This is a genomic window from Pelagerythrobacter aerophilus, from assembly GCF_003581645.1.
Lineage (GTDB): Bacteria > Pseudomonadota > Alphaproteobacteria > Sphingomonadales > Sphingomonadaceae > Pelagerythrobacter > Pelagerythrobacter aerophilus.
In genome coordinates, this window is sequence record NZ_QXFK01000016.1 from 32,637 (window position 1) to 59,053 (window position 26,417).

The following is a 26,417-nucleotide window of genomic DNA, read 5'->3' on the forward strand; positions in this document are numbered from 1 at the left end:
TGTCAACCGCAAACGCATACCCATGATATCCAATCTGTCATACCAATCTCTAAGCCGGGGATTCGAAACGAGCTGGTCTGCCGCCGATCTCCTCCGCGTCCACGCTTCACTCCAGGGGAAATGGCGACTCCTAGCTTCGGCACTGAGATCAGGAGGCGTTCTGAGTTGCTCCGCTACCCGACATCGTGGCCCGACAGCTCGGCGACGAGCCTGACAAGGGTAGGGAAACCATGGGTGTGGCAACCTCCGCACCAATCCTGGAAGAAGTACAGGATCCGGTATTTGTTGCCGAGATCGGTAAGTTCCAGCGGGCCACGTTCCTCGCCGGCACTGTCGATCCACCGGATGCCGCGCAACGGCGGCGCGGGAAGACCCACGATACCTATCTGCATTCTGACCTCCTGCGAGTGCCCGCGGCCCGGAGAGGACCGCAGGCTATAATATGAGCTAGGCGGCTGCCTCAGATCGGCGCGGCAACACCCAGTTCGGACGAGCGATGTGACAGCTGTACCCGTTGGGGAACCGCTCGAGGTAGTCCTGGTGGTCGGGCTCCGCTTCCCAGAACGGCCCGGCGGGCTCTACTTCCGTCACCACTTTACCCGGCCACAAACCGGAGGCGTCGACATCGGTAATCGTCTCTTCCGCCACCGCCTTCTGCTCATCGCTCGCGTAATAGATTGCGGAGCGATAGCTCGAACCCACATCGTTGCCCTGACGGTTGCGTGTGCTGGGGTCGTGAATCTGGAAGAAGAATTCCAGCAGCTTGCGATACGAGGTCTTCTCCGGATCGAAGATGACCTCGATCGCCTCGGCATGGGTGCCGTGGTTGCGATAGGTCGCGTTCGGCACGTCGCCGCCGGTGTAGCCGACGCGCGTCGAAACAACCCCCTCCATCTTGCGGATCAGGTCCTGCATACCCCAGAAGCAGCCACCGGCCAGCACTGCACGTTCGGTGTTCATCAGATATCCTCCACTTGATCGATATAATCGCCGTAGCCCTGGGCCTCCATTTCGGCCTTGGGCACGAAGCGAAGCGAAGCTGAGTTGATGCAGTAGCGCAGGCCGCCGCGGTCCCGCGGGCCGTCGGGGAAAACGTGCCCAAGATGGCTATCGCCGTGCTTCGAACGCACCTCGGTGCGAACCATTCCGTGGCTCGTGTCGTTCAGCTCGTCCACATTCGCCGGCTCGATGGGCTTGGTGAAGCTCGGCCATCCGCAGCCGGACTCGTATTTGTCGGAAGACGCGAACAGCGGCTCACCCGACACGACATCGACATAGATTCCAGATTCCTTGTTGTTGAGATACTCGCCAGTCCCGGGCCGCTCGGTCCCGCTCTCCTGCGTGACGCGAAATTGTTCCGGGGTCAGCTTGTCGATAGCGGCCTGGTTTTTCTCGTATTTCGCCATGAAAACCTCCTTCTAGATCCTGGTCTCGAAGATGGAGATTGGACCGGGCTATGTCCAATACGCCCGGACTATAGTTTCAATGCGAGATACGGAGCGCAGATCGCGCAGACCGAAATCTCTTTCCGCAGTTTGGCATCTTCCTGCATTATGGACGCTTAAATTCACTCAACTTGGGCGTGCTGACGGGGGGCGCCATCGACTTTGCTCCCAATTTGCGGGCCAGCGACGGCGCAGGAAGGACGGAGCGGCCGCCGCTGGTCCCACGGTTGACTCGTGACGACGTCCACGGAAGTTACATCCGGAATTGCACACTGGCGTGAGGCGCCTTCAGGCTCGCCTGTCCGATGAGGACATCCAGTGGCACAGGCCAAGGCGAACCTCAGCTTTGATCTAAAGGCGGCGGTATTGGGCCGGCCGTTCGGATTGATGATCAAGTCATGGGGCCGGTGTGCGAGGGCTCGGACGGAGATTCCTGATCGAGTCGAGTGTCAGCGCAATGCACAGGGCTAGCAGCCCGGCATCCTTGAACAGGAACTGCGCCGTCCCTCCCATATACGGAAAGCCGTAGCCTTCTTCCCACAAATCGGCGCCGAACGAGAAGCTCAGCGTCACCAGAAAAGTGGCAATGCCCATCAATCCGCCCAGCAGACCCGCCCGCGGCGAGATCGCACCCAAAGCGATCAGCCCGCCGGTGGTCAGCTCGAGCGTGCCGATGGCATTGCTGGCGCCCTCCACGCCCCAGAGCGGATACATCCATGAGAACAGCCAATAATGTTCCGCAGTTCGCGCGACGCCCTCGGCTTCGTAGAGCGCGAACTTGGCGATCCCGAACATAAGGAAAATGAAGACGATCGCCGCCCGCATTAGATGGATATCGATCCGCGAAGCGGAGAGCCGATTGAACACTGTCTGACTAAGCACTGGCATCCCCGCCGGTTGACGAACACGGATTAGCTGATCGGCCAGGCCGCCTCTAATCGCGATACGGGCCTAGTTCGCGAGTGGCCGCGCCTGGGTTACAGTGTCGCAGAAAGATTCATGGGCGCGTCGTCCACCGGACAATCAGTCGGCCGGCCGGATACCGGGCTATGGCCACCCCATCCAATCGAGAAGTGCGCTGGACACCTCATGCGGCCGTTCGATCGTCGAAAGGTGTCCGCATTCCGGCACGACCACGAGCTTCGACCCCGAAATAGCTTCCGCGATTTCCTGGGCACGATCGACGGGCGTCAGCGCATCCGCGTCGCCGACGAGAACCAGTGTCGGGACTGCGATTGCTGCCAGCGAAGGGCGAGAGTCGGGGCGCGATATGATGAGTTCGAGCTGGCGCGCGAACCCTTCAAGGCCCACTGCCAGCGCCATACGCTCGTTGATGACCTGCAAGACGGTGTCGCGTTGACGCGCCGGATGAACGAGGCTGGTAAGACTGGCCAGGGCGGTTGAAAGGAAGTCGCCCGTACGCGCCTGCTCAAGTGTCAGCCGTCTCTGCGCAGTCTGCTCGGGAGTGTCGGGCCGCGCTGTGGTGTCCAGCAGGGCCAGTCTCACGACGCGGTCCGGCGCCTGTCGCATGATTTCGAGGCAGATATATCCCCCCATCGAGATCCCGGCCAATGCGAAGCGGGGCGGAGCGGTCTCGAGGATCTTCTTCGCGACCTCGCCGATGGTCTTGCCTTGGAGGGTCGATGCGACGGTTATCGGGCCGAGCGACCAGAGTGCCGCCGCCTGCGCCTGGAATATCTCGGCCGAGCAGAGGAGGCCGGGCACAAAGAGGATGGGCGTCATAGTGGTCACGCCTTTAAATCAGCTCCGCGACTCCGCGGCAGAGTCGAGAACGCGGCCTGGCTTGAAGAAAAACGGGCAATGCCGGCCACATCGCACGATGTCGCGTTCATCTTACCGGAGCAAGGGGGCATCCGGTTACGCATAGGTCGCGTGGCGGAGGTGCGATCGAATCCACAGGCCGCCGCCAAAAAGGGCCCGGGTGGCGGAGACGGAGGGATTCGAACCCTCGATACCCGATAGGGTATGGTTCCTTAGCAGGGAACTGGTTTCAGCCACTCACCCACGTCTCCGCATGCCCGGCGGCGTGCGAGGGGCGCGCTATAACGGGCACGGGTGAGTGCTGCAAGCCGCCTCTCTCCGCCTTCGCAAAACCTTTGAAATGAGGACGATCCGACTCGTTTCGCCGCGTTTCCGATTCGATTCGTCGCCGGTTCATTGCTGCTTCAGCCGCAAAGGATTCTGTTCGGTACTGGACAGGTCCGGGTTTCGGGCCCGATTTCGGACCAGGAGGGGCCGCATGCAACTCATTCCCATCATCCGCCGCGCGATCGCAGGCGCGGCCGCGGTTGCCGCGCTGGCCGCGGCGCCGCTCTCCGCGCAATCGATCGAGACGTTCGATCCCGACACGGCGATCGACGCCGATCTCGAGAGCCCCGGCGCGCAGCCGGACTACAGCCAGGAGATCCCCGCGCAGGATACCTCCGCCCCGGCGCCGCAGCAGACCGCGCCGGCGCAGGACAACAGCATCACCTACAGCGAGACGCCGCCGGACGGCGCGCCCGTCGCCCCCGCCTGGGCCGACCCCGCGGCGAGCGGCGAGACGCCGGTCGCGGACAGCCAGGCCGCAGGCACCACCCAGGTCGCCGGCGCGCAGAGCGAGACGTTCAAGGAAGACGACCTGATCGGCGCTGCCGAGGGCCTGTTCGGCAAGGGCGCCGAAGGGCTCGCGCGGATGATCCAGGATCTTCTGAAGGAGCAGGGCGAGCCCAACGCCTACATCGTCGGCCGCGAGGCGGGCGGTGCGTTCATCGTCGGCGCCCGCTACGGCTCGGGCACGCTCTACCACAAGGTGGAGGGCCAGCGCCCGGTCTACTGGACCGGGCCGTCGATCGGGTTCGACGTCGGCGCGAACGCGGCGAACACTTTCGTGCTGGTCTACAACCTCTACGATACCGAGCAGCTCTACGAACGCTATCCGGCGGGCGAGGGGCAGGCCTATGTGGTGGGCGGCCTCACCGCCAGCTACCTGCGCAAGGACAACGTCGTGCTGATCCCGATCCGCATGGGCGCGGGCCTGCGGCTCGGCATCAACGCGGGCTACATGAAGTTCTCGAAGGAGCAGAAGTGGATGCCCTTCTGACCTGACAAGCAAAACTGCTTGGAGGGGCAGGGGCCGCGACAGGATTTCCTGTTGCGGCCCCTCGCGTGTCTGGGCATGGGGCGGCACATGCTCGACAGACTTGAACCGCAAGCCCCCGACGCCCTGCTGGCGCTGATCAAGCTCTATGCCGACGACGATCGGCCGGACAAGATCGACCTCGGCGTCGGCGTCTATCGCACCGGGCAGGGCGACACCCCGGTCTTCACCGCGATCAAGCAGGCGGAGCAGCGGCTGGTCGAGGAGCAGGAGTCGAAATCCTACCTCGGCCCCGAGGGCGACATGGGCTTCGTCAACGCGCTGGTCCCGCACGTCTTCGGTAGCGACGGCGCGATGGGCGGACGGCTGCAGGGCATGCAGACCCCGGGCGGCACCGGCGCGGTGCGCCTCGCCGTCGCGGTGGCCCAGCGCGCGGGCGTCAGCCGCATCCACCTCGGCGCGCCGAGCTGGCCGAACCACGCGCAGATCCTCGCCGACGTGGGCGTCGAGACCGCGACGTTCGATCACGCCAATCCGGATGGCACCGCCAACGCCGAGGCCGCGCTGACCGCGATCCGCGGGGCGGAGGACGGCGAGGCGGTGCTGCTCCACGGCTGCTGCCACAACCCGACCGGGATCGACTACACGCCCGAGGAATGGGATGCGATCGCCGATGCCTTCGCGGGCGGCGCGGCGCTGCCGATCCTCGACCTCGCCTACCAGGGCCTCGGCCACGGGATGGAGGAGGACGCCTACGGTCTGCGCCGCGTGCTGGAAGCGGTGCCGGAGGCACTGATCGCCTATAGCTGCGACAAGAACTTCGGCATGTACCGCGACCGGGTGGGCGCGCTCTACGCACTCGCCGGCGATGCCGGGCAGATCGACGCGATCCAGTCGAACCTCAACGCGCTGGCCCGCGCGGCCTGGTCGATGCCGCCCGATCACGGCGGCGCGGCGGTGCGGATCGTCCTGCGCGACGCGGACCTGACCGCGCTGTGGCTCGACGAGCTCGAGACGATGCGCGAGCGGATGCGCCAGGTGCGCCGGTCGCTCGCCGATGCGGGGACGGCAGGCGCGATCGACCTGACGCCGCTGGCGCACCAGAACGGGCTGTTCTCGGTCCTGCCGGTGAGCAAGGAGCAGGTCGAGCGGCTGCGGACCGAGCATGCGATCTACATGGCCGGATCGGGCCGGATCAACGTCGCCGGGCTGCATGGCGGCAACATCGAGAAGTTCGTCCAGGCGCTCGCCGCCGTCACCGGCTGACCGGGTATTCGTTGACACTGGACGGGGTATTCGCGCGGTGTGACCTTTCATGCCGCTGCTCCCTCCAGCCATGCGCGCTCGCTGCTGGTCTTCGCCCGGTCGAGCCGCGCAAGTAGCTGAAACAGCGCGGCATTGTCCGGCTTTTGCCAGAGGGCGACGAAGCGGCCGCGGTGCATCCGCACTTGCCACAGGCCGGTCTTCACGCGCCACATGAGCGCCGTGTTCGTGACCTTCCGTGACGGGGTCACGCCGGTCTGTGACCTTTCGCTGTCACCTTGCGCCGGCGCGATCCCGAGCGCCGCATCCCATGCCCGATTGAAGCTTTCGGCGCCTTCGCGGCCGCGCAGGCGATAGACGGTCTCGCGCGCCATCGACACGCGCCGCGCGGCCTCGGTGACGGAACGGGTTTCGGCGAGGTAACCGATGAACGCGGCCTGCCGCCGCGGCGTCCACCCGTCGGCACGGGTGCGGCCGGGCACGGCATAGAACAGCGGGATCCGGGGCGGCGCCGGCTTCCGCTCGCGCGGGAGAAGAGGCGGATAATGCTTCATCCGAAAGGATAAGGCAGATTTTCGCGATGTAGGAAAGGTCTTTTTGTACGTGATTTGTTCTGACGCCGCGTCTTGGTTCGAGGATCGCGCCACCCCGCACCTCACACGACCCGTCTCGCTGACGGTTATAAACCCGGGCAGCGACGCGTACCTCGCGGCCTTCATTATGGAGGATCGCATGAAGACCGTTTTGACTCTGGCCGCCGCATCGCTCGCGATGGGCGGGGCCGCGGGGGCCCAGGAAACCGCCCCGGCGCAGCAGACCGCGCCAGCGCAAGCCGCTCCCAAGTCGGCGGACGTCTCGGACGACCAGGTCGACCGCTTCGCTCTCGCCGTTCTGAAGGTTCAGCAGATCGCCCGCGATACCGCTGTCGACGAGCAGCAGAAGCAGGCCAAGATGATGGCCGCGGTGCAGGAATCGGGGATGGCGCCGCAGGAGTTCCAGGCCATCGCTATGGGCAGCCAGAGCGACCCGGAACTGAAGCAGCGGATTCAGACCGCGGCCGAGGCCCACGTCAAGGCGGCGCAGGGCGCGGCGGAGCCCGGCCGGCCCTGATCGGACTCTGCTGGACGGTGCCGATCCTGTTCGCCGTCCCGGCGAAAGCCGGGTTCGGGTGCGACGGTGTTCGGCTTAGCCGAGAGCGATCCCAGCTTTCGCCGGGATGACGGAGGGAGGGCTACGTCCCCCTTCGCCCCTCCCTCCGCGCGCCCTCGCTTTCGCGTGACGAACTCGCGGCGTGGCCGCATCCAGCCGGCGGTTAGAAGCTGTGCCGCATCCCGACCGCCACGCTGCGGCCGCGGAGCGGCGACTGATCCTTGACGAACGAGGTGTGGACGTAGGCCAGCTCGTTGGTGAGGTTCGTGCCGCGTGCGTAGAGCTCCACCGATTTGCCGCCGCCTACGTCGAACCGGTAGGCAAGCGTCGCGTTGAGCATGTCGTAGCCGTCCGTCGGCGTCTCGTAGGAAGCCACTCGGTCCTGCTTGAAGGTGTGGTAGTATTCGACGTCCGCCGACACCGGGCCGGAGGTCCACTCGTAGCGCGCGCCGAGGCGTCCCGGCGGGATGCGCGGCAGGTTGTCGTCCTCGCTCTTGAGCTCGGCGTCGACATAGTCGCCGAACAGCGTGACCAGCGATCCGGGCGCGACCTGATGGCTGATCTGCCCGTCGATCCCGAAGAACCGCGCGTCCGCCGCCGTGTAGACGAGCAGGAGATGGGGGCGGCCGGTCTCGCGCTCCTCCTCGATCAGACGGGCGAAAATGTAGTCGTCGACGTCCTGGTAGAAGGCGCCCAGCTCGAACCGGGTGCGCCCGTCGGTCTTGCGGAAGGTCAGGTCGACCGACTTGTTCGTCTCGACCAGGTCGGTCACCGGTGCGGGCAGTTCGGCCGAAAGGGCCGCCGTGCGCGCCAGCCCGACTTCGTAGCTGTTGGTCGCGAGATTGTTCCCCCGCGCATAGAGCTCGCGCACGTTCGGCGCCCGCTGCGAGCGGGCCAGCGTCAGGCCGAGCGAATAGCCGGCATCGATGTTCCAGGTCGCGCTCGCCGACACCGAGAACGGGTTGTGCTCGGAGGCGGGATAGTTCGACGCGAAATAGTCGTCGTAGAAGCCCGAATACATCTCCTCGATTTCCGGCGTCAGCTCGAAGCCGGGAGGAAGAATGTAGTAGGACGTCCAGTGCTTCTTCACCGCATGCATCGTGCGCCAGTCCTGCCGCACGCCCAGCTCGATATCGACCGGGCCGAATGCGCGCCGCTCGGTCAGGAACAGGCCCACGTTCTCGGTCTTGATGTCGTAGATGCTGTCGTAGCCGCGATAGACGTCGTTGACGTTGAGACCGCTGAAGGTGCCGTCGGTGTACTGGACGCCGAACGTGCCGGTGAAGCCGAGCAGCGGGGCGTGGGTCAGCTCCAGCCGCCCGTCGTAAACCTTGTTGCCATAGCGGGCGAACAGGAACGTCCCGTCCATCTCCTCATGCGTATAGTCGGTGTAGGACAGCCGCAGGCGGGTATGCTCGAGCCCCGGTAGCAAGCGGTCGTAGTCCGCGCGGATGTCGAAGCGCTCGCTGCGCAGATCGATGTAGGCGGTGTGATCGTCGGGTGCCGAGACCAGCGGCGGCGGGGTGCCGTGCGAGCCGCAGTGCAGATCGAGGCCGTGGGTGTGGCACGGGGCGTTGGCGTGGCTGTGGCCGGGCAGGCCGTATTCGCTGTCCTGCCGGGTATAGGCGGCGCCGATATAGCCCTTGTCCGTCACCCATGAGGCGCCGAAGCCGTAGCTCGACCCTTCGGCGTAGGAGTCCTTGAGCTTGTCGCTGCCGAAGGCATCGGGAACGTCGTAGTCCTCGCTGACGTGGCGCGATCCCTCGGCGTGGACGGCGAAGGAGCCGATGCCGGCGGTCACGCGGCCGACGACGGTCTTTTCCTCGTCGCCGGTGCCGTAACGGACTTCGGTCGCGCCGGCAAAGCCGCCCTCGGGCACGGTCTTGGGCACTCTGCTGTCGATCAGGTTGATCGCGCCGTTGAGCGCGTTGCCGCCGTAGCGGACCGCGGCGGGGCCGCGCTGGATCTCGATCGCGTCGAGCAGCAGTGGATCGGCGGCGATGGCGTGATCGGGCGAGACGGACGAGGCGTCGAACAGGTTGGCGCCGTCGGTCAGGATCTCGATGCGCGGCACCGTCTGGCCGCGGATGACCGGGCGCGAGGCGCCGCCGCCGAAGCTGTCGAGATGCACCCCGGGCAGGCCCGCGAGCGTCTCGCCGAGACCGCCCTGGCGCCGGTGTACGAGCTCATCCCCCGCGAGGACCTGGACCGGTAGCGGCTCGCTCGTCTCCTCGCGCTCGAGCGAGGCGCCGGTGACGACGATGTCGGACCGGGTGGCCCGCTCGCGGGGCTTGTCCTCGCCCGCCGTGTCCTGGGCCCAGGCTGCGGCGGGCGAGACAAGCGCGATCGAAGCGGCGGACAACCAAAGCTGCGTCCGCTGGGCGAGTGCTGGCAAAATCATCGTGTGTTGACCCCTTCTGATTGGCGCGGGGTCGATAGATGATGATATACCATAACGTCAATGGGGCGAGTAAGGCCGGGAGGGGCCGTGCCCGGACGCTACCGCTGGAGGCTTTGCATCCGCTTGAGGTAGCGCGCGAGGACGTCGATCTCGAGGTTCACGCGGTCGCCTTCGGCCAGGTCGCCGAGCGTGGTGACTTCGGCCGTGTGCGGGATCAGGTTGAGGAGGAAGTCGCACGCGCCGTCTTCCTGATCGCGCACGTCGTTGACGGTGAGCGACACGCCGTCGACCGTGATCGAGCCCTTGGGCGCGACGAACGGGGCGAAGGCGGCGCCGGTGCGGATCGCGACGGTGGTCGAGCCGCCCTCGGCGCGGACCAGGCGGACTTCGCCCACGGTGTCCACGTGGCCGGTGACGATATGGCCGCCGAGCTCGTCGCCGAGCTTGAGCGCGGTTTCGAGGTTGAGCCGGCGGCCAGCGCGCCACATGCCGGGCACGGTGCGCGAGACGGTTTCGGCCGAAACGTCGACCGCGAACCAGGCGTCTCCCGGCTCGCCGCCGCGCTCGACCACCGTCAGGCACACGCCCGAACAGGCGATCGAGGCGCCGATCGCGATCTTCTCGGGATCGTAGGGGCAGGCGATCCGCAAATGCAGGTCGCCGCGCTGCTGCGCTTCCTCGATGGTGCCGATCGCGCTGACTATGCCGGTGAACATTGTTCGCTCCCTATCCGGGCGCGCTCATAGGCCTCGTAGGTGTCGCTGCCAAGCTGTCGCCGTTCCGCCAGACGCCAGCGGCCGTGCGCTTCGGCGAGCGCGGGGAGGCCGATGTCGCCCAGCGCGGCAGTGCCCCCGCCGATCAGGACCGGCGCGCGGTAAAGCTCGAGCCGGTCGACCAGATCGGCGGCGAGGAAAGCTGCGCCGGTTTGCGCCCCGCCTTCGACATAGAGGTACTGGACGGCTTCGAGCCCTGCGATCTCCTCGGGCGCGGCGATCATTTCGACCGTGTCGTCCTCGACCATGCACGAGAGGACCACCCGGCGCGGGCTGCGCGCTTCGAGACCGGGCAGGCGCACGTCGAGCCGCGGCGCGTCGGCGCGCCAGGTGCCGCCGCCGACGAGGATCGCATCGGCCATGGCGCGGCGCGAATGGACGTGCGCGCGGGCCGCCTCGCCGGTGATCCAGCGGCTCTCGCCGCTCGCGGTGGCAATGCATCCGTCGAGCGAGGTTGCGAGCTTGAGCGTGACGTGGGGGCGGCCGTGCTCGGCGCGGGTCAGGTAGCCGGCGAGGCTGGCGCGGGCGGCGGGGCAGTCCATGGTCTCGACCGCGATGCCCGCTTCGCCGAGCCGCTCGATCCCGCGGCCGTGGGTGCGCTCGTCCGGATCGCGCGCGCCGATCACCACGCGATCAAGCGCGGCTTCGGCGATCAGGTCGGCGCAGGCCGGGCCGCGTTCGGAGCGGTGCGCGCAGGGTTCGAGCGTGACGTAGAGGGTCGCGCCGCGTGCGGCCTCCCCCGCTTCGGCGAGCGCGATCGCCTCGGCATGGGGGCGGCCGCCGGGCCGGGTCCATCCGCGGCCGACGACTTTGCCATCCTTGACGATAACGCATCCGACGGCGGGGTTGGGGCGGCTCAGCGGCCGGCCGCGCGCCGCGAGGCGGGCGGCAGCCGCGAGCCAGGCTGCGTCACTCGGAGGGGTCGGCAATGGAGTCGCCGATCAGCGCCTCGCGGCGTGCCTTTTCCGCGGCTTCCTCGCGCGCGCGCTCGGCTGCAGCTTCACGCTCGATCTTCTCGACGTCCATGCCCGCCGCGCGGCCGAAGCTGCGGTAGATCTCGCGGCGGAGCTCCTCGCGCTCGGCCTGCTCGGCGGCGAGCGCTTCCTTGCGGGCCTGGTTCGCGATGTTCGAGGCAATGATCTCCTCGTCCGTGCGGCCGGGCGCGAACGTGGTGATGAAGCTGACCTGGGGCCGTTCGGGCGGCAGGTAGTACCGCTCCTGCAAGACCCAGAAGAGCAGGCTCCCGGTCATCAGCATCGAGAGCCCGAGAATCGGCCAGCGATAGGGCTGGGGGCGCCGGATATATTCCCAGAAGTCACCGACTCCCTCGGCGGGATTGAGGCGGCTGATCAAACGCATGGTGCCAAGATAGGCGTTCCCGCGCGCGAACGCCAGTCCGGAACTCAGCCGAACGCGGCGTAGAGCGTGCGGCCGCGGTCCTTCAGCCAGCGGTCGGCGGCGGGCAGGTCGCCGTCGTAGATCCGCGCCAGCGCCGCCTTGAACGCCGGGCCGTGGTCGAAGTGCAGCAGGTGCGCGACCTCGTGCGCGACGACCGAACGGCGGACCGCGTCGGGCGCCATGATCAGCCGCCAGTTGATCCGCACCGTGCCGTCGCTCGCGCAGCTTCCCCAGCGCCGCTTCGCCCGCGACAGGCGGAGGGCGGGGACGGGTACGCCGGCGGCGGCACAGAACTCGGCGAGATCGGCCGTCATCAGCCGCAGCGCTTCGCCCTCCAGCCAGCGGCGCAGGCGCAGAGGCAAGTGCTTTTCGGGCCCGCCGATCGCGATCGCACCCTCGCTCAAGGCGGGACGGCGCGAGGCCTCGGGCGACCAGGCGATGGCGAGCTCGGCGCCGCGGTAGGCGAGCGTTCCGCCGGCCTCGACCGGCGCGGCGCGAGGCAGGGCGTCGAGCTGCGCGGCGAGCCACTCGCGGCGGGCCTGCGCGAACTCGACCGCTTCCGCCGTGCGGCCCCAGCGCGGCAGGGTGACGCGCACCGCATCGCCCTCCGGCGCGAGCCGCAGGACCATGCGCCGGGCGCGCGGATGGCGCAGGACCACGATCGGCAGGCGCCGCTCGCCCAGCACGATCTCCGGTGCGGCCCGCGCGTCGCGCCGCAGCCAGTCGATCATACGTCGCTCCAGTCGACGATATGGTGTTCGAGCGGACCTGCGTCGGTCTCGCTCACCACGCGCCCCGCGACCGAGGCGCCGGCGCGCTTCACGCTGTCGGGATCGCCGGTCAGCAACGGATGCCATTCGGGCAGCGGCTCGTCCGCGGCGCGGCGGCGGTAGGCGCAGGTTTCGGGCAGCCAGCTTACCGTGCCGACGATCTTGAGCGTCAGGCGCAGGCAGTCGGGCACGAAGGCCTTGCGGTTGCGATAGTCGCGGCAGCGCGCGGTTCCGGTGTCGAGCAGCTTGCAGGCGACGTTGGTGTCCTCGATCTCGCCGGTGTCGGCATCCTCGATCTTGTGCAGGCAGCAGCGGCCGCAGCCGTCGCACAGCGCCTCCCATTCCTCGCGCGACAGCTCGGCGAGCGGACGCTCCCAGAACCGGTCCCTCAGCGCACCCATCGCGCCAGTTCCGCGGCGATCGCGTCCGCACCTTCGGCCGCCGGCAGGATCGCGACCGGCGATCCGTCGGGCGCGAAGAGATAGACGACGTTCGAGTGGTTCATGTCGTAGGCGCCGCCCTCTCCCTCGCGGCCGCGCGAGTAGAACACGCCGAAGGTCTTCGCGACCTCCTCGATCTGCTCGGGCGTGCCGGTCAGCCCGACCAGCCGCGGGTGGAAGTTGGAGACGAACTCGGCCACCACTTCGGGCGTGTCGCGCGCCGGATCGATGGTGATGAAGATCGGCTGGACCTGCGCGCCGAGCTCCGGCTCGGCCTTCTCGAACTGTGTCAGCCCCTGCGAGAAGCGCTGCACGTCGGTCGGGCAGATGTCCGGGCAATAGGTGTAGCCGAAATAGACGATCCGCCACTTGCCGTCGTAATCGGCCCAGCGGTGGACCTTTCCATCTCCGCCGGTCAGCGCGAAGGGGCCGCCGATGGCGGCGCCGTGGAGCGGCGCGGTGTCCAGCGCGGGCTGGTTGTCGCAGGCCGCGAGGGCCAGGGCGGCGGAGAGAGCGATCAGAGTTCTGGGGAGAGGCATGGCGCGGCGCTTCATGCTCTGCTAATCGGGCTTCCGCAAGGGGGCGGCAAGGGCCCCCGGACACGACAACGACAAGACACGACGACGAAAGGTAGGGAAGACATGGCCCGCGCCATTCTGCGCAAGGCGACCCTGGCGATCGGACTGGCAGCCGCGATCGTGGCCGCGCCGGCCACCGCCCAGATGATGTCGGAAGGATACGAGTTCCTGAAAGCCGTGCGCGAGCGCGACGGGACCAAGGTCACCGAAGCGCTGAGCCAGCCGGGCGCAGTGGTGGTCAACGCCCGCGACATCTCCACCGGGCAGACGGCGCTGCATATCGTGACCGAGCGGCGCGATCCGGTGTGGATCCGCTTCCTGACCGCCAAGGGCGCCAATCCCAACGTGCGCGACAAGGCGGGCAACACGCCGCTGTCGATCGCGGTGCGTCTCGGCCTCGTCGAAGGGGCGAAGGAACTGATCGAAGCCGGCGCCCATGTCGATGTGACCGGCGATACCGGCGAGACGCCGCTGATCGCGGCGATCCACCGGCGCGACATGGCGATGGTCCGGCTCCTGCTGGAGAAGGGCGCCAATCCCGACCGGACGGACACTTCCGGCCGCTCCGCGCGCGACTATGCCGAACTGCTCGGCTCCGACAGCCGCATCGCGGAAGCGATTGCCGCGGCCGACGAGACCAAGGCCGCGCAGGGCCAGAGCTACGGGCCGAAGCTCTGACATGGCGCTGTCCGCCGACCTGACGCTGGACGAACTGCGGCTCGCGCTGGCGCCTGCGGTCGCCGACTCGGCGATCTTCGACGGCTGGACCGAGGCCGCGGTGCGCGTGGCGGCGGAAATCGAAGGGGTCGACCCCGATGTCGCCGCGCTCGCCTACCCCGGCGGGGCGATGGACATGATCGCCGCGTGGTTCGAGTCGGTCGACGCGGCGATGGCCGCGGCGCTGCCGCCGGAACGGCTCGCAGGCATGAAGATCCGCGCCCGAATCGCCGGCCTCGTGCAAGCGCGGCTGGACGCCATGCTGGGGCGGGAGGAAGCGCTGCGGCGCGCGCTGTCGATCATGGCCATGCCGCAGAACGCCGCGCGGAGCCTCAAGCTCGGCTGGCGCAGCGCCGATGTCATGTGGCGGCTCGCCGGCGATACCGCGACCGATTACAACCACTATACCAAGCGCGCGCTGCTCGCTTCCATCTACGCCGCGACCGTGGCCGTGTTCGTCGACGACGAGAGCGAGGGCAAGGCCGAGACGCGCGCCTTCCTCGACCGGCGAATCGACGGGGTGATGCGGTTCGAGAAAGCCAAGGCCCAGCTTCTGGGCAGCGGCCGCGATGGCTTCAACGTGGCCCGCTTCCTCGGGCGGCTGCGCTATCCGGCGCGCTAGTCCAGAAGCTCTATTGATAATCAGTTGCAAATGGGGCGCACATCCCATAGCGCGCGTGGCATGACTCTCGACCAGCTCGATCGCGGCCAGCGAGCGACCGTCCTTTCGGTCGACTGGGCCATTCTTGCCCCCGAAGACGCAAAGCGCCTGCAGGCGATGGGGCTCGACCAGGGCGCGCACGTGGCTGTGGCGCACCGCGGCGTGTTCGGCGGCGTCGATCCGCTCACGGTGACCATCGGCCGCATGACGGTGGCGGTGCGCCGGGTCCATGCGGCGGCGATGACGGTGGAAGCGATATGAGCCGCCAGCGCAGGGCTGCCCTCGTCGGCAATCCCAACTCGGGGAAGAGCGCGCTGTTCAACGCGCTCACCGGCGCGCGCCAGAAGATCGCGAACTATCCGGGCGTGACCGTGGAGCGCAAGGCGGGGCGGCTGATCCTGCCCTCCGGCGCGCCGGTCGAGCTGATCGACCTGCCCGGCAGCTATTCGTTCGACGCGGCGAGCCCGGACGAGGAAGTCACCCGCAAGGTCATCCACGGGGAGTTCCCCGGCGAGGTGCAGCCCGAAGTGCTGGTTCTGGTGCTCGACGCCGCCAATCTCGAGCAGCACCTGGTGTTCGCCCAGGAAGTGATCGCGCTGGGCCGGCCGACGGTGGTCGCGCTCAACATGCTCGACCTTGCCGAGCGCGACGGGCTGACGCTCGATCCGGCGGCGCTCGAAAAGGCGCTCGGCGTTGCGGTGATCCCGACCGTCGCAGTGCGGCGCAGGGGGCTGACCGAGCTTTCCGAGGCGATCGAACAGGCGGAAGCGCGCGTGATCGACGCCTCTCCGGCGACCCCTGCCCGGGCGACGACCCTGCCCGAGCGGCGGCAGACCGCGCGGAAGGTGGCGAAGGCCGCGATCGTCGGCGAATCGGCGGGACACCGCATCCATGCACAAGTCGACCGCGTGCTGCTTCATCCGTGGATCGGGCCGGTGATTCTGTTCGCGATCCTGTTCGTGATGTTCCAGGCGGTGTTCGCCTGGGCGACGCCGTTCGCGGACGGGCTGGAGGCCGCGGTGACCGCGATCTCCGACTGGGTGATTGCGACGTTCCCGGGCGGTTTCCTGCGCGACCTGGTGACCCAGGGCGTTCTCGCGGGCGTCGGCTCGGTGGTCGTGTTCCTGCCGCAGATCGTGATCCTGTTCGCTTTCATCCTGGTGATGGAAGCGAGCGGCTACATGGCGCGCGCGGCCTTCATTATGGACCGGATGATGGCCGGCGTCGGCCTGTCGGGAAAGAGCTTCATTCCGCTGCTCTCCAGCTTCGCCTGCGCGATTCCGGGGATCATGGCGACGCGCAGCATTGCCGATCCGAAGGACCGGCTGACGACGATCCTGATCGCGCCGCTGATGACCTGCTCCGCCCGGCTGCCGGTCTATGCACTGATCATCGCCGCAGTGATTCCGCAGACGACGGTAGGGGCGGGCATCGGGTTGCAGGGCCTCGTGCTGTTCGCGCTTTATGTCGCCGGGATCGTCGGCGCGATGGCCGCTGCGCTGCTGCTGCGGCGCACGGTGACGCAGGGGGCCGCGAGCGGCTTCATCATGGAGATGCCGCGCTACCAAATGCCGCGCCTGCGCGATCTCGCGATCGGACTGTGGCAGCGCGCGTGGATCTTCCTGCGCCGTGCAGGCACGATCATCTTCGCTGCGACGATCGCGCTGTGGGTGCTGCTGAGCTTCCCCCAGGCCGAACCGGGCGAGAGCCAGATCGACGCCTCGTTCGCCGGCATGGTCGCGGACGGCGTGCACACGGTGGTTGAGCCGATCGGGTTCAACCGCGAGATGGCGCTGGCGCTGGTGCCGGCGATGGCCGCGCGCGAAGTCGCCGTGTCCTCGCTCGCGACAACGTACGCGGTCGACTCGGAGAGCGAGGAGCAGACCGCGCTCGCGCTCGAGCACGAAGTCGCCGCGCGCTGGAGCCTGCCGACGGCGCTCGCGTTCCTCGCGTGGTTCGTGTTCGCGCCGCAGTGCCTGTCGACGATTGCCGTCGCTCGGCGGGAGACGAACGGCTGGAAATGGCCGGCGTTCATGGTCGGCTACCTGTTCGTGCTTGCCTATGTCTTCGCGGGGCTGACCTACTGGATCGCGGTGGCGCTGGGGCTGTAGCGGCTTTCTACAACGGTGTGGGCGGGGCCAACTCCTCATCGTGTGTTGGTGTGGAGATATTCGATTTTGGCCCGGTCTTAGGGTAGCGCGCCCTCGGCCCATTGGTTAAGCCGTTCGCCACACCCGAAAGAGGAAAGCGAATCCATGGCCGGCAGCCTCAACAAAGTCATGCTCATCGGCAATCTCGGCGCCGATCCCGAAGTGCGCGAGTTTCAGAACGGCGGCGCTGTGTGCAACCTGCGCATCGCGACCAGCGAGCAGTGGAAGGACCGCAACACCGGCGAACGGCAGGAGCGGACCGAGTGGCACAGCGTGGCGATCTTCTCCGAAGGGCTGATCAACGTCGCCAAGAACTACCTGCGCAAGGGCAGCAAGGTCTACATCGAGGGTCAGCTCCAGACCCGCAAGTGGCAGGACCAGAACGGGCAGGACCGCTATTCGACCGAGATCGTGCTGCGCGGCTTCAACGGCACGCTGACCATGCTCGACGGTGCGCCCGGCGGCAGCGGCGGTGGTGGCGGAGGCGGCCAGCGTAGCGGCGGTGGCGGCGGCTGGGACCGCGGCGGCGGTTCTTCGGGCGGTAACGACGGCGGCTGGAATCAGGGCGGCGGCGGCCAGGGCTCTGGCGGCGGTCAGGGCTCGGGATCGCGCGGCGGATCGAACTTCGACGACCTGGACGACGATATTCCGTTCTGAGGCGCCCGGCAGCCGTTCTCACTGCCCTTCTTCGGGGGAGACGTGCTGGAGGATCAGGTGCCGTGTGACCCGCTGATTTCCCGGATCCCTGTCGAATTGCGGCATACCCGTTGGGATATCGCCGGACAGGCTCCGGTCACTTTGGGCGGCCAGCCACCGCGTGAAGCTCGCCTCGTCGGAAAAGGTAGCGATCGGCTCTCCGCTCGGCAGGCTGTCGAATGAAGCGGCAAGAAAGAACTCGCCCGTCGAACGATCGTGGAAAAGGCCGTGTCCCGTATAATCCCGATGCGCCCGGACGATCGCCCCGAGATCGCCGAACCATTGGCTTGCCTTCAGGAACCGGGCAGCGGCATGCGCCAGTTCGTCTCCGAAAGGCGCGGCGGCGCTGGCTGCGAAACCTCGCGGAGGAGAAGGCGATAGCGCCTGACGGTCCGTCTGCCGCCCATCGCGTGCCACCTTACCGGGCGTTCGCGAGGAGGCTGAAGCGGGTCGTGACGCCATTCGCCGACAGGGAAAAACCTCCATCCGCTTCGGCTTTCTCATCGAAGCACAGTTCCGCGCCGCTGGCGGCGGATGTCATGCAAAGCTGCGCGTCACGGCGCTTCCACGTCCCTTCTTCGACAGGCTTCGGTACATTGTCCGCCATGTCCGCATAGGTGCTTTCCTGGAAAACCATGCGGTGTGTGGAACCGTCGGGCGCTTCATAGGCGTAGATGCCCGGCTTCATCGGTCCTTCCGGGCTGTTTCCGCACCCGGCGAGCGGCATGGACATGAGCAGCGAGCCAATCAGAATCTTCCGCAAAATGATCTCCTCGTCGCGTGGCGGACGGCGGGCGGACCGCCGGTGCCGGCGGCAATCGCATCGGGTCCGCCCCTTGTCACTGTCAGGCAAGCGTCCCTGCCAAGTCAATCGCTGGCGGTTCGCACCGGGCAAGACCTGACGCGAGCGAACCCTGCGTTCAAAGATCGGGACTTTCTTCCTGAGGCGTGCGCCAGCGCGCCGTTCCTCTCAAGGCGGGAACGAGAATCCGGCGAGCTGAGACATTCATGGGACAGGGTGCGGGCAAGGGGTACCGGACGGCGCCCAGCCGCTTATGATATTTGTTAATGAGCGTGCGGGATTCGAAAAGAGAGAGCCTTATTCTTCCCGCGGTCTTCCCTTTTCCGAGCGATGCGCAATCCCGGCCGCGTGATCCACGCGGCTGGCAGCCCAACCACTGTTAGCGCCGCGACGCGGACTTTCGAGTTCGCCGGCGCTTCGTACCCCCGAGCAGGAGAAACAAATGATGATACCGAAGTCGCAGTCCGGCATGCTTTGCATGGCCGTCGTCCTCTCTCTCGGCGTGTCCGCTTGCAGCGGGAGCGAGGATGCTTCCGACGCGGCAGTCGACGCCGCTCAGGCCGATCCGGCAGAAACATCGGGTGAGAACGGCGCCCTTGCCGGAACTCCAACCCTCGCGGACGGACCCGACGTTTGCTTCAAAGCGATTACCAAGCATCTGGGCGCCGACACCAAGGTGTCCGAAATTACGTCGTTCTTCAGCACCGGCAGCGAGATCGACAGCAGCGATAGCCGGCCACAGGGCCAGATGACCATTTGCACGGTCGAGTATCAGAGCCCCGATGATCCGCGAAAGCTGGTAAGCACGCGGCTCGACCTTGCGAGCGGGGAATTCAGTCCGCCGCAGCCGATCGAGATCACGGTGATGGGCAATGCGGCCGAGTTCAATCTTGAGGACTATCTGGTTCCCCTGTCGCAGATCAACGCATCGGGATTGGCCTCGGTGATGGAGGCGCAGAAGTCCAAGCTTGGCGACGTTTACAGCCGGTATGCATGGTTGGGCGTGCGCCTGTCCGCACCCGACGCGTTCAACGACAAGCACACCTTGCGTCTCGACGTAGAGGGGCGTCTCGCGTCCAACGACATCAAGGAAAGCGGCTACGCGTCGGTTTCCCTCGACGGTCGGACGATCACCGCGGATCACCTGACCCCTTGATCGGTGCTGCGGCGCATCGCGACCGGCGGTGCGCAGGCAGGCTATCCCCGGCTCTCGAGGATCTCGGGCAGTATCCGGACCGTGGTGCCCCGGCATGGGCGCGCCGCGGTCCGGCTGACCGCGGGTGCCTTCGTTCGGCCGGCTATGGCTGACGCTGCGATCCGCGTTCCGAGCGGCGCGAAAACACCTTGCTGCGGTCGACGTTCTGCCACGCGGCATGCGGGGGCCATGGGTGGAGAGGCAACTTCCCGGGACTTGGCGGTGAGACGGACGGCAGCCGGGTCGCAAGGGCCGCTGTCCGTCTCAAGTATTCCGCCGACCGGAGGATAAACTCCGGTCAAGGCAAGTACGAGCCGGGTACGAGGCATCCGCTCGCCTCGCCGGCTTTCATAGCTTCGCGGTGACATTCACCCAAGGTATAAGAAAGTTAAGAATCGTTACCCGCTCGGAGGAGTCCGACCGCGAGAGGGTGAGGGCAGAGCGAACGCCCTAGACGGGCTCGGCTTCGATCCGCCCGTTAGCGGTGTCGATACGCGCCAGTCGCAGGTCGACGATCTCGCCCGGCACGCCCGACATGCCGTTTACGTTGACGATCACCGGGTGGTCCAGCAGTTGGACCGTGATGCGCCCAGGGCGGGCGGCAACGATCCGCGCTGCGGCCCTTTGACCCACGCGATCGGCAAGGATCATGGCTTCGGCAAGATCGAGCGCGGCACGTTCGACACGCCCGGCAAGCGAGGCGGCGCGGGCCATGACGGGGGGCAATGCTGCGAAGGCCTGAGTGACATGGTCGGGCAAGGACCTGTCATTCGCCAGCGCCAGCGCCGCCTCCACCACATAGCGGTCCGCCAGACGCCTGAGCGGCGCAGTGGTATGGGCGTAGGGCGCCGCGATCGCGGCGTGCCAGGGCGGCGCGGCGGGATCGAATGCGGCGTAGCCTGCGCCATTGCCCGCGCGGCGAATGGCCATCATCATCGCCGCTTGCGGCCAGTCCTGCGGATCGAGCCGCCGCTCGAAGGCTTGCAGGTCTTCATCTCGTGGCCAGGCCAGTTCCAGCGCCGCCGCCTGCTGGCGCAATTGCGTCACCGCCTCGGGATCGGGTTCCTCCATCACCCGGAACAGCCCGGTGCGATGATCCTGGAAAAGCCGTGCGACTGCGAGGTTGCAGGCCATCGAGAGGCTCGCATTCACCTCCTCGCTGCGGCGGCGCGGGCGAAATTGCAGCGAGTAGCCGCCACCTGCCAGCGCCTCCAACTCCTGCTCGGGCGGATCGACCCGTGCGGCGCCGCGCGCCCGCTCGGCAGCTTCGATCCGCTGGGTCAGTTCCACGGCCGCTGGCGGCAGGGCGGCTTCCGGGATGGCTTCATAGGCGAGCTTGGCGCGGCTGCGAATGATCGCCCGCTCCACGCCATCGAGCCGCGCCGTTCCCGCCGGATCGACCCGGACCGCAAAGATTACCGCCGGGCGCGGCCCGTCCGGCAGCAGGCTGGCGGCGCCTTCCGAAAGCACCGGCGGATAGAGCCGCACCTTGTCGCCCGGCAGATAGATCGTCATGCCGCGCGCCCAGGCCTCTTCTTCCAGCGCGCTTCCGGGGCGCACGAACCAGGCGACATCGGCGATGGCGTAATGCAGAAGCACGTCGCGGCCGGCCATCTCCACCCGGAATGCCTGGTCGAGATCGGTTGCGCTTGCCGGATCGAGTGTGACGAACGCCTCGTCCGTGCGGTCGCGATGGGTATCGGCGCCCACGGCCATGGCGGCGGCGTTCTCGGCCTCGGCCAAGACGGCAGGCGGAAAGGTTTCCGGCAGGTCGAACCGCTCGTTCAGCGCGGTGATGCGCCCGGCGAGCAGGCCATGCGGATCGTGGATGGCCTTCATTTGTGATTGGGAGCGATCGGCGTCGGTTGCCCGTCCTCGTCCAGAGCCACGAAGCTGAACCGCCCCTGGGTGACTCTTGTGCGCATCCCCGTAACCTCGCTCATCGCCACCGCGATGATCTGCACGGTCAGCGAAGTGCGGCCGACGCGGACCACCTCGGAATAGAAACTCACCACATCGCCGACTTTGACCGGCCTGTGAAATTCCATGGCCTCGATGCCGACGGTCACTACCCGCCGCCGCGCCCGCTGGCGTGCGGCGACTTCGCCGGCAAGGTCCATCTGTGCGAGCAGCCACCCGCCCCAGATGTCGCCCGAGGGATTGGTGTCGCGGGGCATGGCCCGCGTGCGGATCGCGGGTTCGCCCGTCGGTAGCGGTTCGTCAGCCGTGGTCACAGCCAGCCCACCCTCTTGAATCGGAGATAGAGAAGCATGCAGATCACCGCGATAATGCCCGGCACCACGAAATAGGCGTACTCCATCCTGGGCTCGGGCATGTTGTCGAAGTTCATGCCATAAATCCCGGCGATCGCGGTGTACTGCGCCCCCGCGTCCAGCACAGCGGCTGCGCCCTCCGTCACTGGTTCGCCTGCGCGATATTCGCGCGCTGCGATGATCGTCACGCGCGCTCCTTCTTGCGGCGGATCAACAGGCCCGTGGTTCCGCCGCCTTCATAGACGAATTCGAATTCGGGCCAACCCCGGCGCCGAAATGTCCCCTGAGGCGCGCGCAGCACCGTCGAGCGTCGCGCCCCCGGGATCAGACGAGGACACGGCCGCCTGCCGTCAGCTGCGATAACTGCCCTGCCGCTCCAGCATCCAGCCGGGATACTCGGCCGGGAGCCGGCTGAGGTCTTCCAGTGTGGCGAGCTCGTCGGCGTCCAGGCGGACCTTTGTCGCTGCGATGTTGTCGGTCAGTTGATCTACGCGCTTGGCCCCCACGATGACGCTGGTGACAACGTCCTGATGCAGGAGCCAGGCCAGTGCCACCTGGGCAACGCTGCAACCCTTTGTTTCCGCGATTGCGCGCATCGCCGCGATCAGCGGGCCGCCACGCGCCCGGTCGACCGGCGGGAAATCGAAGGTGGCACGGCGGCCGTCGGCGGAGATGCCCTCGCCATCGTATTTGCCGGACAAGTAGCCGCCCGCCAGCGGACTCCAGACCATGAGCCCGATCTTCTCCGACCGGAGCATCGGCGCGATCTCCCGCTCGAGATCGCGGCCCACGATGGTGTAGTACGCCTGGAGTGAGAGGATCGGCGCGAGCCGCCTTGCCTCGGCAATGCCGACTGCCTTGACGACTTGCCAAGCCGCCCAGTTCGACAGCCCGATGTACCGGACGTAGCCCTGCCGGACAAGGGTATCGAGCGCCTCCAGCGTTTCGACGATCGGCGTGGCCGGATCGAAGCCGTGGATCTGGTAGAGGTCGATGTGATCGAGCCCGAGCCGCTCGAGGCTCGCCTTGCATTGGCTGAGAATGTGTCCGCGTGAGGCGCCCCGCGCGTTGGCGCCGTCGCCCATCGGCCCCATCACCTTGGTGGCGATCACGACATCGTCGCGGGCCACGCCGAGGTTCTTGAGCGACTGGCCGAGGATTTTCTCGCTCTGCCCGCCGGCATAGATATTGGCGGTGTCGATGAAGTTGATGCCGCTGTCGAGCGCGGTTTTGACCAACGCGTCGGCGTCGCCTTGGCCGAGCCGGCCGATCTGACCCCACATGTCTTCGCTGCCGCCGAAAGTCATGGTGCCGAGGCAAAGCTCGGACACGAAAAGGCCGCTGTGGCCAAGCGTTCGCATGCGCATAGGAGGCTCCTTGAACGTGGTAAACTGGCCGTCCGGACTAAGCCGATGCCAGCGGGCGGGCTAGGCCCATTGTCTCAATAATCTGCCCGATCCTATCAATGATGCGTTTCGCCGGGTGCGTCCGGCCCGCGGATGGGCTAGTGGCAGTGCATGCGCACCGAACTTGCAGCTCTCGCCGCGAGCATCGAACGTCACTGGAGCCGCTATGGCCGAGAGACGCCTGTCGACGGCTTGCTGCTGGCCCGGGCGGAAAGCCCGAGCGGCATTATGCGGTCGGTTTACCGCCCGTCGTTCTGTCTGGTGGTGCAGGGGGCCAAGGCCACCATGCTCGGCGGCACCCCGTATCTCTACGCGGCGGGACAATGCCTGCTCGCTTCCGTTGATCTTCCGGTGACCGCGAGGATCACCGAGGCGAGCGTTTCGCGGCCCTATCTCGCGATGAGCCTGGCCATCGATCCCGCCACCGTCGCTGAGCTGGTGAACGGGCATGCAGAGAAGCTCGGCGACGGATCAAGTCCTCCCGCCATCGCGACGAGCGATCTCGACCGGGACCTGTGCGATCCTCTCAGGCGACTACTCGGCCTCATGGATAGCCCGCAGGATATAGCGGTCCTCGCACCGCTGATCAGGCGCGAGATCGTCTGGCGATTGCTTCGCGGAAGGCTGGGCCCGTTGCTGCGGCAAATCGGCCTCGCCGATGGCCATACCGCGCGCATCGGGCGTGCAACCGCCTGGCTGCGCGAGCACTATGCCGACACGATCCGCGTCGCCGATCTCGCCGCGATCGCCCACATGAGCATTCCGAGCTTTCACAGGCATTTCAAGGCCGTGACCACCATGACGCCGGTGCAGTTCCAGAAGCAGGTTCGCCTCCAGGAAGCGCGCCGCCGACTGCTATGCGCCGAAGGGGTGGCTACCGTGGGCTACTCGGTTGGCTATGAAAGCCTGTCGCAGTTCAATCGCGACTACCGGCGGGTGTTCGGCGCGCCGCCCGGGCGCGACGCAATGTCGCTGCGCACCAACCTCTTGTCGTGACCCCGCAACCATAGCCCATAAGGCGAAGCGCCGCGTGAACGGGCTGTGCGGGATTTGAAATCGAAGGAAAATGGTGGGCGCGGCAAGGATTGAACTTGCGACCCCACCCGTGTGAAGGGTGTGCTCTACCACTGAGCTACGCGCCCGCCGGAGTGCCTCGCGGCATGCCTCTACGGCAGGGGCGCGCCTTTGCCATGCGTTGCCGGGCTTGGCAAGCGTGGTGATTCACGGCTCTGCGCCGCGCGAATGTCGCCCGTCGTTCCTTCCTGACGGATCGGGTTGAAGCCTTGGTGCGTCAGCTCAGAAAGGCGAACACGCGCGCCAGCCAGCCTTTCGGCTCGACGGCCCGCGCCTGTACCTCAGGCGAGGGCGGGCAGGCGAGACAGTAGGCCTGCATTCCGCTCACCGACAGCAGCCGGTCCACGTCGTTCGCGACGCGCGCCAGCAGCGCCTGCTCGCGGCGCGCGACCATCGCGAAGATGTCACCGCTCCGCGCGCTTTCGCCCGCGACGATCTGGCGGATCAGCGAGTCGAAAGGCTGGACGTCGTCGCCGAGATATTCGAGATGCCAGCCGCCTTCTTCCAGCTTGGCCTGCTTGGCGGCCCAGGCGACCGCATCATCGAGCCCGCCGTACTGGTCGACGAGGCCGATCTGGCGGGCTGTGCCGCCATCCCACACGCGGCCCTGGCCGACGGCGTCGACCTGTTCGGGCGTCATGTTGCGCGATTCGGCGACCCGGGTGAGGAAATCGCGGTAGCCGTTCTCGATCGAGCTCTGCAGGATCGTCTCGATCTCTGGCGTGAACCCGCCGATCAGGTCCGGCTGACCCGACAGCGGCGTGGTGCGCACGCCGTCGGCGTGGATGCCCCACTCGGCCGCCGCATTCTCGAACGTCGGAATGACCGCGAAGATGCCGATCGAGCCGGTGATCGTCTCGGGCTCGGCGAAGATGCGATCGGCGGGAGTCGAGACCCAATAGCCGCCGCTCGCCGCGACATTGGCCATCGAGACGACGATGGGAATGTCCTTCGCCTTGTGGCGCAGGATGCCGCGGCGGATCTCCTCCGAGGCGGTGACCGAGCCGCCGGGCGAATCGACGCGCACGACCAGTGCCGCCAAATCCTCGTCGAGCGCGTCGAGCAGGATGTCGCGGATGCGGTCGCCGCCCGCGGTGCCGGGGCCGGCGTCGCCGTCGACGATCGTGCCCGCGATCGTGACCACGCCGATTTTCTTGCCCGGTTCTTCCGGTTCGATCTCCGCCAGCCATGGGTCGAGTTCGGTGTGAGCATACTTTCCGGGCGTGTCGTCCCAGGTGTCCGCCCCGGCGATCTCAGCCACGCGCTCCCCGAACTCGGTCTTGCTGCCCAGCTTGTCGACCAGGCCCGCCTCCATCGCGGCGGTCGCCATGTCGCCGCCGGCTTGCTCGAGCCATTCGACCGGCTGCTGGGTGACCCGGTCGAGCTGGATCTGCGGGCGGGCCTTCTTCACGTTGGCCTGCCACTCTTCCCACAGCGCGCCATAGAGCGCCTGATAGTTCTCCCGCGCCTTGGGGGACATGTCGGACCGCGAGTAGGGCTCAACCGCCGACTTGTATTCGCCGACCTTGTAGATGTGGGCGTTGACCTGCAGATTCTCGAGCAGTTCGCCGAAGTAGATGTTGGAACCGCCCGGGCCCGCGATGATGGCGCCGCCCAGCGGATCGACCCAGACCTCGCTGGCGTGCGAGGCGAGCATCATCGCGTCGTCGCCGTAGGCGACGGCATAGGTCAGCACCGGCTTGTCGGCCGCGCGTGCCCGGTCGAGCGCTTCGCCGACGTCCTGCAGGTGCACCTGCCCGCCGCCCAAGAACGAAGTGAGGTCGAGCACGATTGCCTTGACCCGGTCGTCGGTCGCCGCTTCGTCGATCGCATGGACCAGATCGCGCGCCTGGAATTCCGCGATCGGCGGCTCTCCGCTCAGCAGGACGGTAAGCGGGTCGATTTCCGCCTTTTCCTCGACCACGACGCCGTCCAACTCGAGCAGAAGCGCGCCTTCGCGCACCTGGGCAGGGCTGGGCCGGGCGGTGAGGATGGCATAGAGCGCCATGAAGAACAGCAGCAGGAAGACGAGGCTCATCCCGTCCTTGATGCCCACCAGCAACCGCCAAACCTTGCCTGCGAAGCTCATCTGTTCGAATTCTCCGGAAGTGTCGTCCCCGCGGGGA

Annotated in this window: 30 protein-coding genes and 2 tRNA genes; 10 read left to right on the plus strand and 22 right to left on the minus strand. The window is 67.1% G+C overall.

The window, feature by feature from the left end; all coding sequences use genetic code 11:
* Positions 1-173 precede the first annotated feature (173 nt).
* The 6 genes from D2V04_RS08450 to D2V04_RS08475 form a co-directional block, all read right to left on the minus strand.
* A complete protein-coding gene (locus tag D2V04_RS08450; protein ID WP_119513036.1) occupies positions 174-392 on the minus strand; it encodes a hypothetical protein in 219 nt (72 codons plus the stop codon).
* A gap of 55 nt (positions 393-447) precedes the next feature.
* The gene (gene msrA / locus D2V04_RS08455) at positions 448-960 is read right to left on the minus strand and encodes a peptide-methionine (S)-S-oxide reductase MsrA (protein ID WP_119513038.1); all 513 of its coding nucleotides are present in this window, start codon (positions 958-960) and stop codon (positions 448-450) included.
* A complete protein-coding gene (gene msrB / locus D2V04_RS08460; RefSeq protein ID WP_119513040.1) occupies positions 960-1,406 on the minus strand; it encodes a peptide-methionine (R)-S-oxide reductase MsrB in 447 nt (148 codons plus the stop codon). Before msrB ends, msrA begins: the two co-directional genes overlap by 1 nt.
* Positions 1,407-1,841: 435 nt before the next feature.
* The gene (locus tag D2V04_RS08465; RefSeq protein WP_182849711.1) at positions 1,842-2,327 is read right to left on the minus strand and encodes a YkgB family protein; all 486 of its coding nucleotides are present in this window, start codon (positions 2,325-2,327) and stop codon (positions 1,842-1,844) included.
* Between the two features lie 165 nt (positions 2,328-2,492).
* Positions 2,493-3,188 (minus strand): alpha/beta fold hydrolase, encoded by a 696-nt coding sequence (locus D2V04_RS08470; protein WP_119513044.1) that lies wholly within the window; start codon positions 3,186-3,188, stop codon positions 2,493-2,495.
* A 200-nt stretch (positions 3,189-3,388) separates the two neighbouring features.
* Positions 3,389-3,478, minus strand: a tRNA-Ser gene (locus D2V04_RS08475).
* Positions 3,479-3,705: 227 nt separating this feature from the next.
* On the opposite strand from D2V04_RS08475, the gene D2V04_RS08480 reads away from it, so the two are divergent.
* Positions 3,706-4,548, plus strand: coding sequence for a DUF1134 domain-containing protein (locus D2V04_RS08480; protein ID WP_119513045.1), 843 nt, complete (start codon positions 3,706-3,708; stop codon positions 4,546-4,548).
* A gap of 87 nt (positions 4,549-4,635) precedes the next feature.
* Positions 4,636-5,811, plus strand: coding sequence for an amino acid aminotransferase (locus D2V04_RS08485; RefSeq protein ID WP_119513567.1), 1,176 nt, complete (start codon positions 4,636-4,638; stop codon positions 5,809-5,811).
* A 47-nt stretch (positions 5,812-5,858) separates the two neighbouring features.
* Here the strand turns inward: D2V04_RS08485 and D2V04_RS08490 are convergent, their stop codons facing one another.
* On the minus strand, positions 5,859-6,362 hold the full coding sequence (locus D2V04_RS08490) for a hypothetical protein (protein ID WP_119513047.1): 504 nt from the start codon (positions 6,360-6,362) through the stop codon (positions 5,859-5,861).
* 178 nt (positions 6,363-6,540) lie between these two features.
* On the opposite strand from D2V04_RS08490, the gene D2V04_RS08495 reads away from it, so the two are divergent.
* Entirely contained in the window at positions 6,541-6,918 is a 378-nt protein-coding gene (locus D2V04_RS08495) for a DUF4168 domain-containing protein (RefSeq protein ID WP_182849712.1), read from the plus strand.
* A gap of 202 nt (positions 6,919-7,120) precedes the next feature.
* On the opposite strand, the gene D2V04_RS08500 is transcribed toward D2V04_RS08495, so the two are convergent.
* The 7 genes from D2V04_RS08500 to D2V04_RS08530 all read right to left on the minus strand — a co-directional run bounded on the left by D2V04_RS08500 (position 7,121) and on the right by D2V04_RS08530 (position 13,293).
* Positions 7,121-9,358, minus strand: coding sequence for a TonB-dependent receptor domain-containing protein (locus D2V04_RS08500; protein WP_119513051.1), 2,238 nt, complete (start codon positions 9,356-9,358; stop codon positions 7,121-7,123).
* Between the two features lie 98 nt (positions 9,359-9,456).
* Complete coding sequence (locus tag D2V04_RS08505) at positions 9,457-10,074, minus strand: riboflavin synthase (protein ID WP_119513053.1); 618 nt, start codon at positions 10,072-10,074, stop codon at positions 9,457-9,459.
* Positions 10,059-11,060, minus strand: a complete 1,002-nt coding sequence (gene ribD, locus D2V04_RS08510; protein WP_119513055.1) for a bifunctional diaminohydroxyphosphoribosylaminopyrimidine deaminase/5-amino-6-(5-phosphoribosylamino)uracil reductase RibD — start codon at positions 11,058-11,060, stop codon at positions 10,059-10,061. Before ribD ends, D2V04_RS08505 begins: the two co-directional genes overlap by 16 nt.
* Positions 11,041-11,490, minus strand: coding sequence for a hypothetical protein (locus tag D2V04_RS08515; RefSeq protein WP_119513056.1), 450 nt, complete (start codon positions 11,488-11,490; stop codon positions 11,041-11,043). The genes ribD and D2V04_RS08515 overlap by 20 nt, the downstream gene beginning before the upstream one ends.
* A 44-nt stretch (positions 11,491-11,534) precedes the next feature.
* Complete coding sequence (locus D2V04_RS08520; RefSeq protein WP_119513058.1) at positions 11,535-12,260, minus strand: M48 family metallopeptidase; 726 nt, start codon at positions 12,258-12,260, stop codon at positions 11,535-11,537.
* Complete coding sequence (locus D2V04_RS08525) at positions 12,257-12,700, minus strand: YcgN family cysteine cluster protein (protein WP_119513060.1); 444 nt, start codon at positions 12,698-12,700, stop codon at positions 12,257-12,259. Before D2V04_RS08525 ends, D2V04_RS08520 begins: the two co-directional genes overlap by 4 nt.
* The gene (locus D2V04_RS08530; protein WP_119513062.1) at positions 12,688-13,293 is read right to left on the minus strand and encodes an SCO family protein; all 606 of its coding nucleotides are present in this window, start codon (positions 13,291-13,293) and stop codon (positions 12,688-12,690) included. The genes D2V04_RS08525 and D2V04_RS08530 overlap by 13 nt, the downstream gene beginning before the upstream one ends.
* 87 nt (positions 13,294-13,380) lie before the next feature.
* Here D2V04_RS08530 and D2V04_RS08535 point away from each other — a divergent pair, with 87 nt between their 5' ends.
* The 5 genes from D2V04_RS08535 to ssb all read left to right on the plus strand — a co-directional run bounded on the left by D2V04_RS08535 (position 13,381) and on the right by ssb (position 17,502).
* A complete protein-coding gene (locus tag D2V04_RS08535) occupies positions 13,381-13,995 on the plus strand; it encodes an ankyrin repeat domain-containing protein (protein ID WP_228766334.1) in 615 nt (204 codons plus the stop codon).
* A gap of 1 nt (position 13,996) precedes the next feature.
* Entirely contained in the window at positions 13,997-14,656 is a 660-nt protein-coding gene (locus D2V04_RS08540) for a COQ9 family protein (protein WP_119513064.1), read from the plus strand.
* Between the two features lie 60 nt (positions 14,657-14,716).
* Positions 14,717-14,956 (plus strand): FeoA family protein, encoded by a 240-nt coding sequence (locus D2V04_RS08545; RefSeq protein ID WP_119513066.1) that lies wholly within the window; start codon positions 14,717-14,719, stop codon positions 14,954-14,956.
* Positions 14,953-16,806: a ferrous iron transporter B gene (gene feoB / locus D2V04_RS08550; protein ID WP_119513068.1), complete on the plus strand. Its 1,854-nt coding sequence runs from the start codon at positions 14,953-14,955 to the stop codon at positions 16,804-16,806. The genes D2V04_RS08545 and feoB overlap by 4 nt, the downstream gene beginning before the upstream one ends.
* 144 nt (positions 16,807-16,950) lie before the next feature.
* Positions 16,951-17,502, plus strand: a complete 552-nt coding sequence (ssb, locus tag D2V04_RS08555; RefSeq protein ID WP_119513070.1) for a single-stranded DNA-binding protein — start codon at positions 16,951-16,953, stop codon at positions 17,500-17,502.
* Between the two features lie 18 nt (positions 17,503-17,520).
* Here the strand turns inward: ssb and D2V04_RS08560 are convergent, their stop codons facing one another.
* Both D2V04_RS08560 and D2V04_RS08565 read right to left on the minus strand, forming a co-directional pair.
* On the minus strand, positions 17,521-17,958 hold the full coding sequence (locus tag D2V04_RS08560) for a hypothetical protein (protein WP_119513072.1): 438 nt from the start codon (positions 17,956-17,958) through the stop codon (positions 17,521-17,523).
* 1 nt (position 17,959) lies between these two features.
* A complete protein-coding gene (locus D2V04_RS08565) occupies positions 17,960-18,268 on the minus strand; it encodes a hypothetical protein (protein WP_119513074.1) in 309 nt (102 codons plus the stop codon).
* Positions 18,269-18,821: 553 nt separating this feature from the next.
* On the opposite strand from D2V04_RS08565, the gene D2V04_RS08570 reads away from it, so the two are divergent.
* On the plus strand, positions 18,822-19,499 hold the full coding sequence (locus D2V04_RS08570; RefSeq protein ID WP_119513076.1) for a hypothetical protein: 678 nt from the start codon (positions 18,822-18,824) through the stop codon (positions 19,497-19,499).
* Positions 19,500-19,988: 489 nt separating this feature from the next.
* Here the strand turns inward: D2V04_RS08570 and D2V04_RS08575 are convergent, their stop codons facing one another.
* From D2V04_RS08575 to D2V04_RS08590, 4 genes are all read right to left on the minus strand, one after another.
* Positions 19,989-21,377 (minus strand): ribonuclease catalytic domain-containing protein, encoded by a 1,389-nt coding sequence (locus D2V04_RS08575; RefSeq protein WP_119513078.1) that lies wholly within the window; start codon positions 21,375-21,377, stop codon positions 19,989-19,991.
* On the minus strand, positions 21,374-21,772 hold the full coding sequence (locus D2V04_RS08580; RefSeq protein ID WP_228766335.1) for an acyl-CoA thioesterase: 399 nt from the start codon (positions 21,770-21,772) through the stop codon (positions 21,374-21,376). Before D2V04_RS08580 ends, D2V04_RS08575 begins: the two co-directional genes overlap by 4 nt.
* Entirely contained in the window at positions 21,769-21,999 is a 231-nt protein-coding gene (locus tag D2V04_RS18425) for a CorA family divalent cation transporter (protein ID WP_407672087.1), read from the minus strand. The genes D2V04_RS08580 and D2V04_RS18425 overlap by 4 nt, the downstream gene beginning before the upstream one ends.
* A gap of 162 nt (positions 22,000-22,161) precedes the next feature.
* The gene (locus D2V04_RS08590) at positions 22,162-23,172 is read right to left on the minus strand and encodes an aldo/keto reductase (RefSeq protein WP_324186863.1); all 1,011 of its coding nucleotides are present in this window, start codon (positions 23,170-23,172) and stop codon (positions 22,162-22,164) included.
* A gap of 156 nt (positions 23,173-23,328) precedes the next feature.
* Between D2V04_RS08590 and D2V04_RS08595 the strand changes: the two genes are divergently transcribed.
* Complete coding sequence (locus tag D2V04_RS08595) at positions 23,329-24,213, plus strand: AraC family transcriptional regulator (protein WP_119513082.1); 885 nt, start codon at positions 23,329-23,331, stop codon at positions 24,211-24,213.
* 71 nt (positions 24,214-24,284) lie between these two features.
* On the opposite strand, the gene D2V04_RS08600 is transcribed toward D2V04_RS08595, so the two are convergent.
* Both D2V04_RS08600 and sppA read right to left on the minus strand, forming a co-directional pair.
* Positions 24,285-24,359 (minus strand) — tRNA-Val (locus D2V04_RS08600).
* A 149-nt stretch (positions 24,360-24,508) separates the two neighbouring features.
* Entirely contained in the window at positions 24,509-26,380 is a 1,872-nt protein-coding gene (gene sppA / locus D2V04_RS08605) for a signal peptide peptidase SppA (protein ID WP_119513084.1), read from the minus strand.
* Between the last annotated feature and the right edge of the window lie 37 nt (positions 26,381-26,417).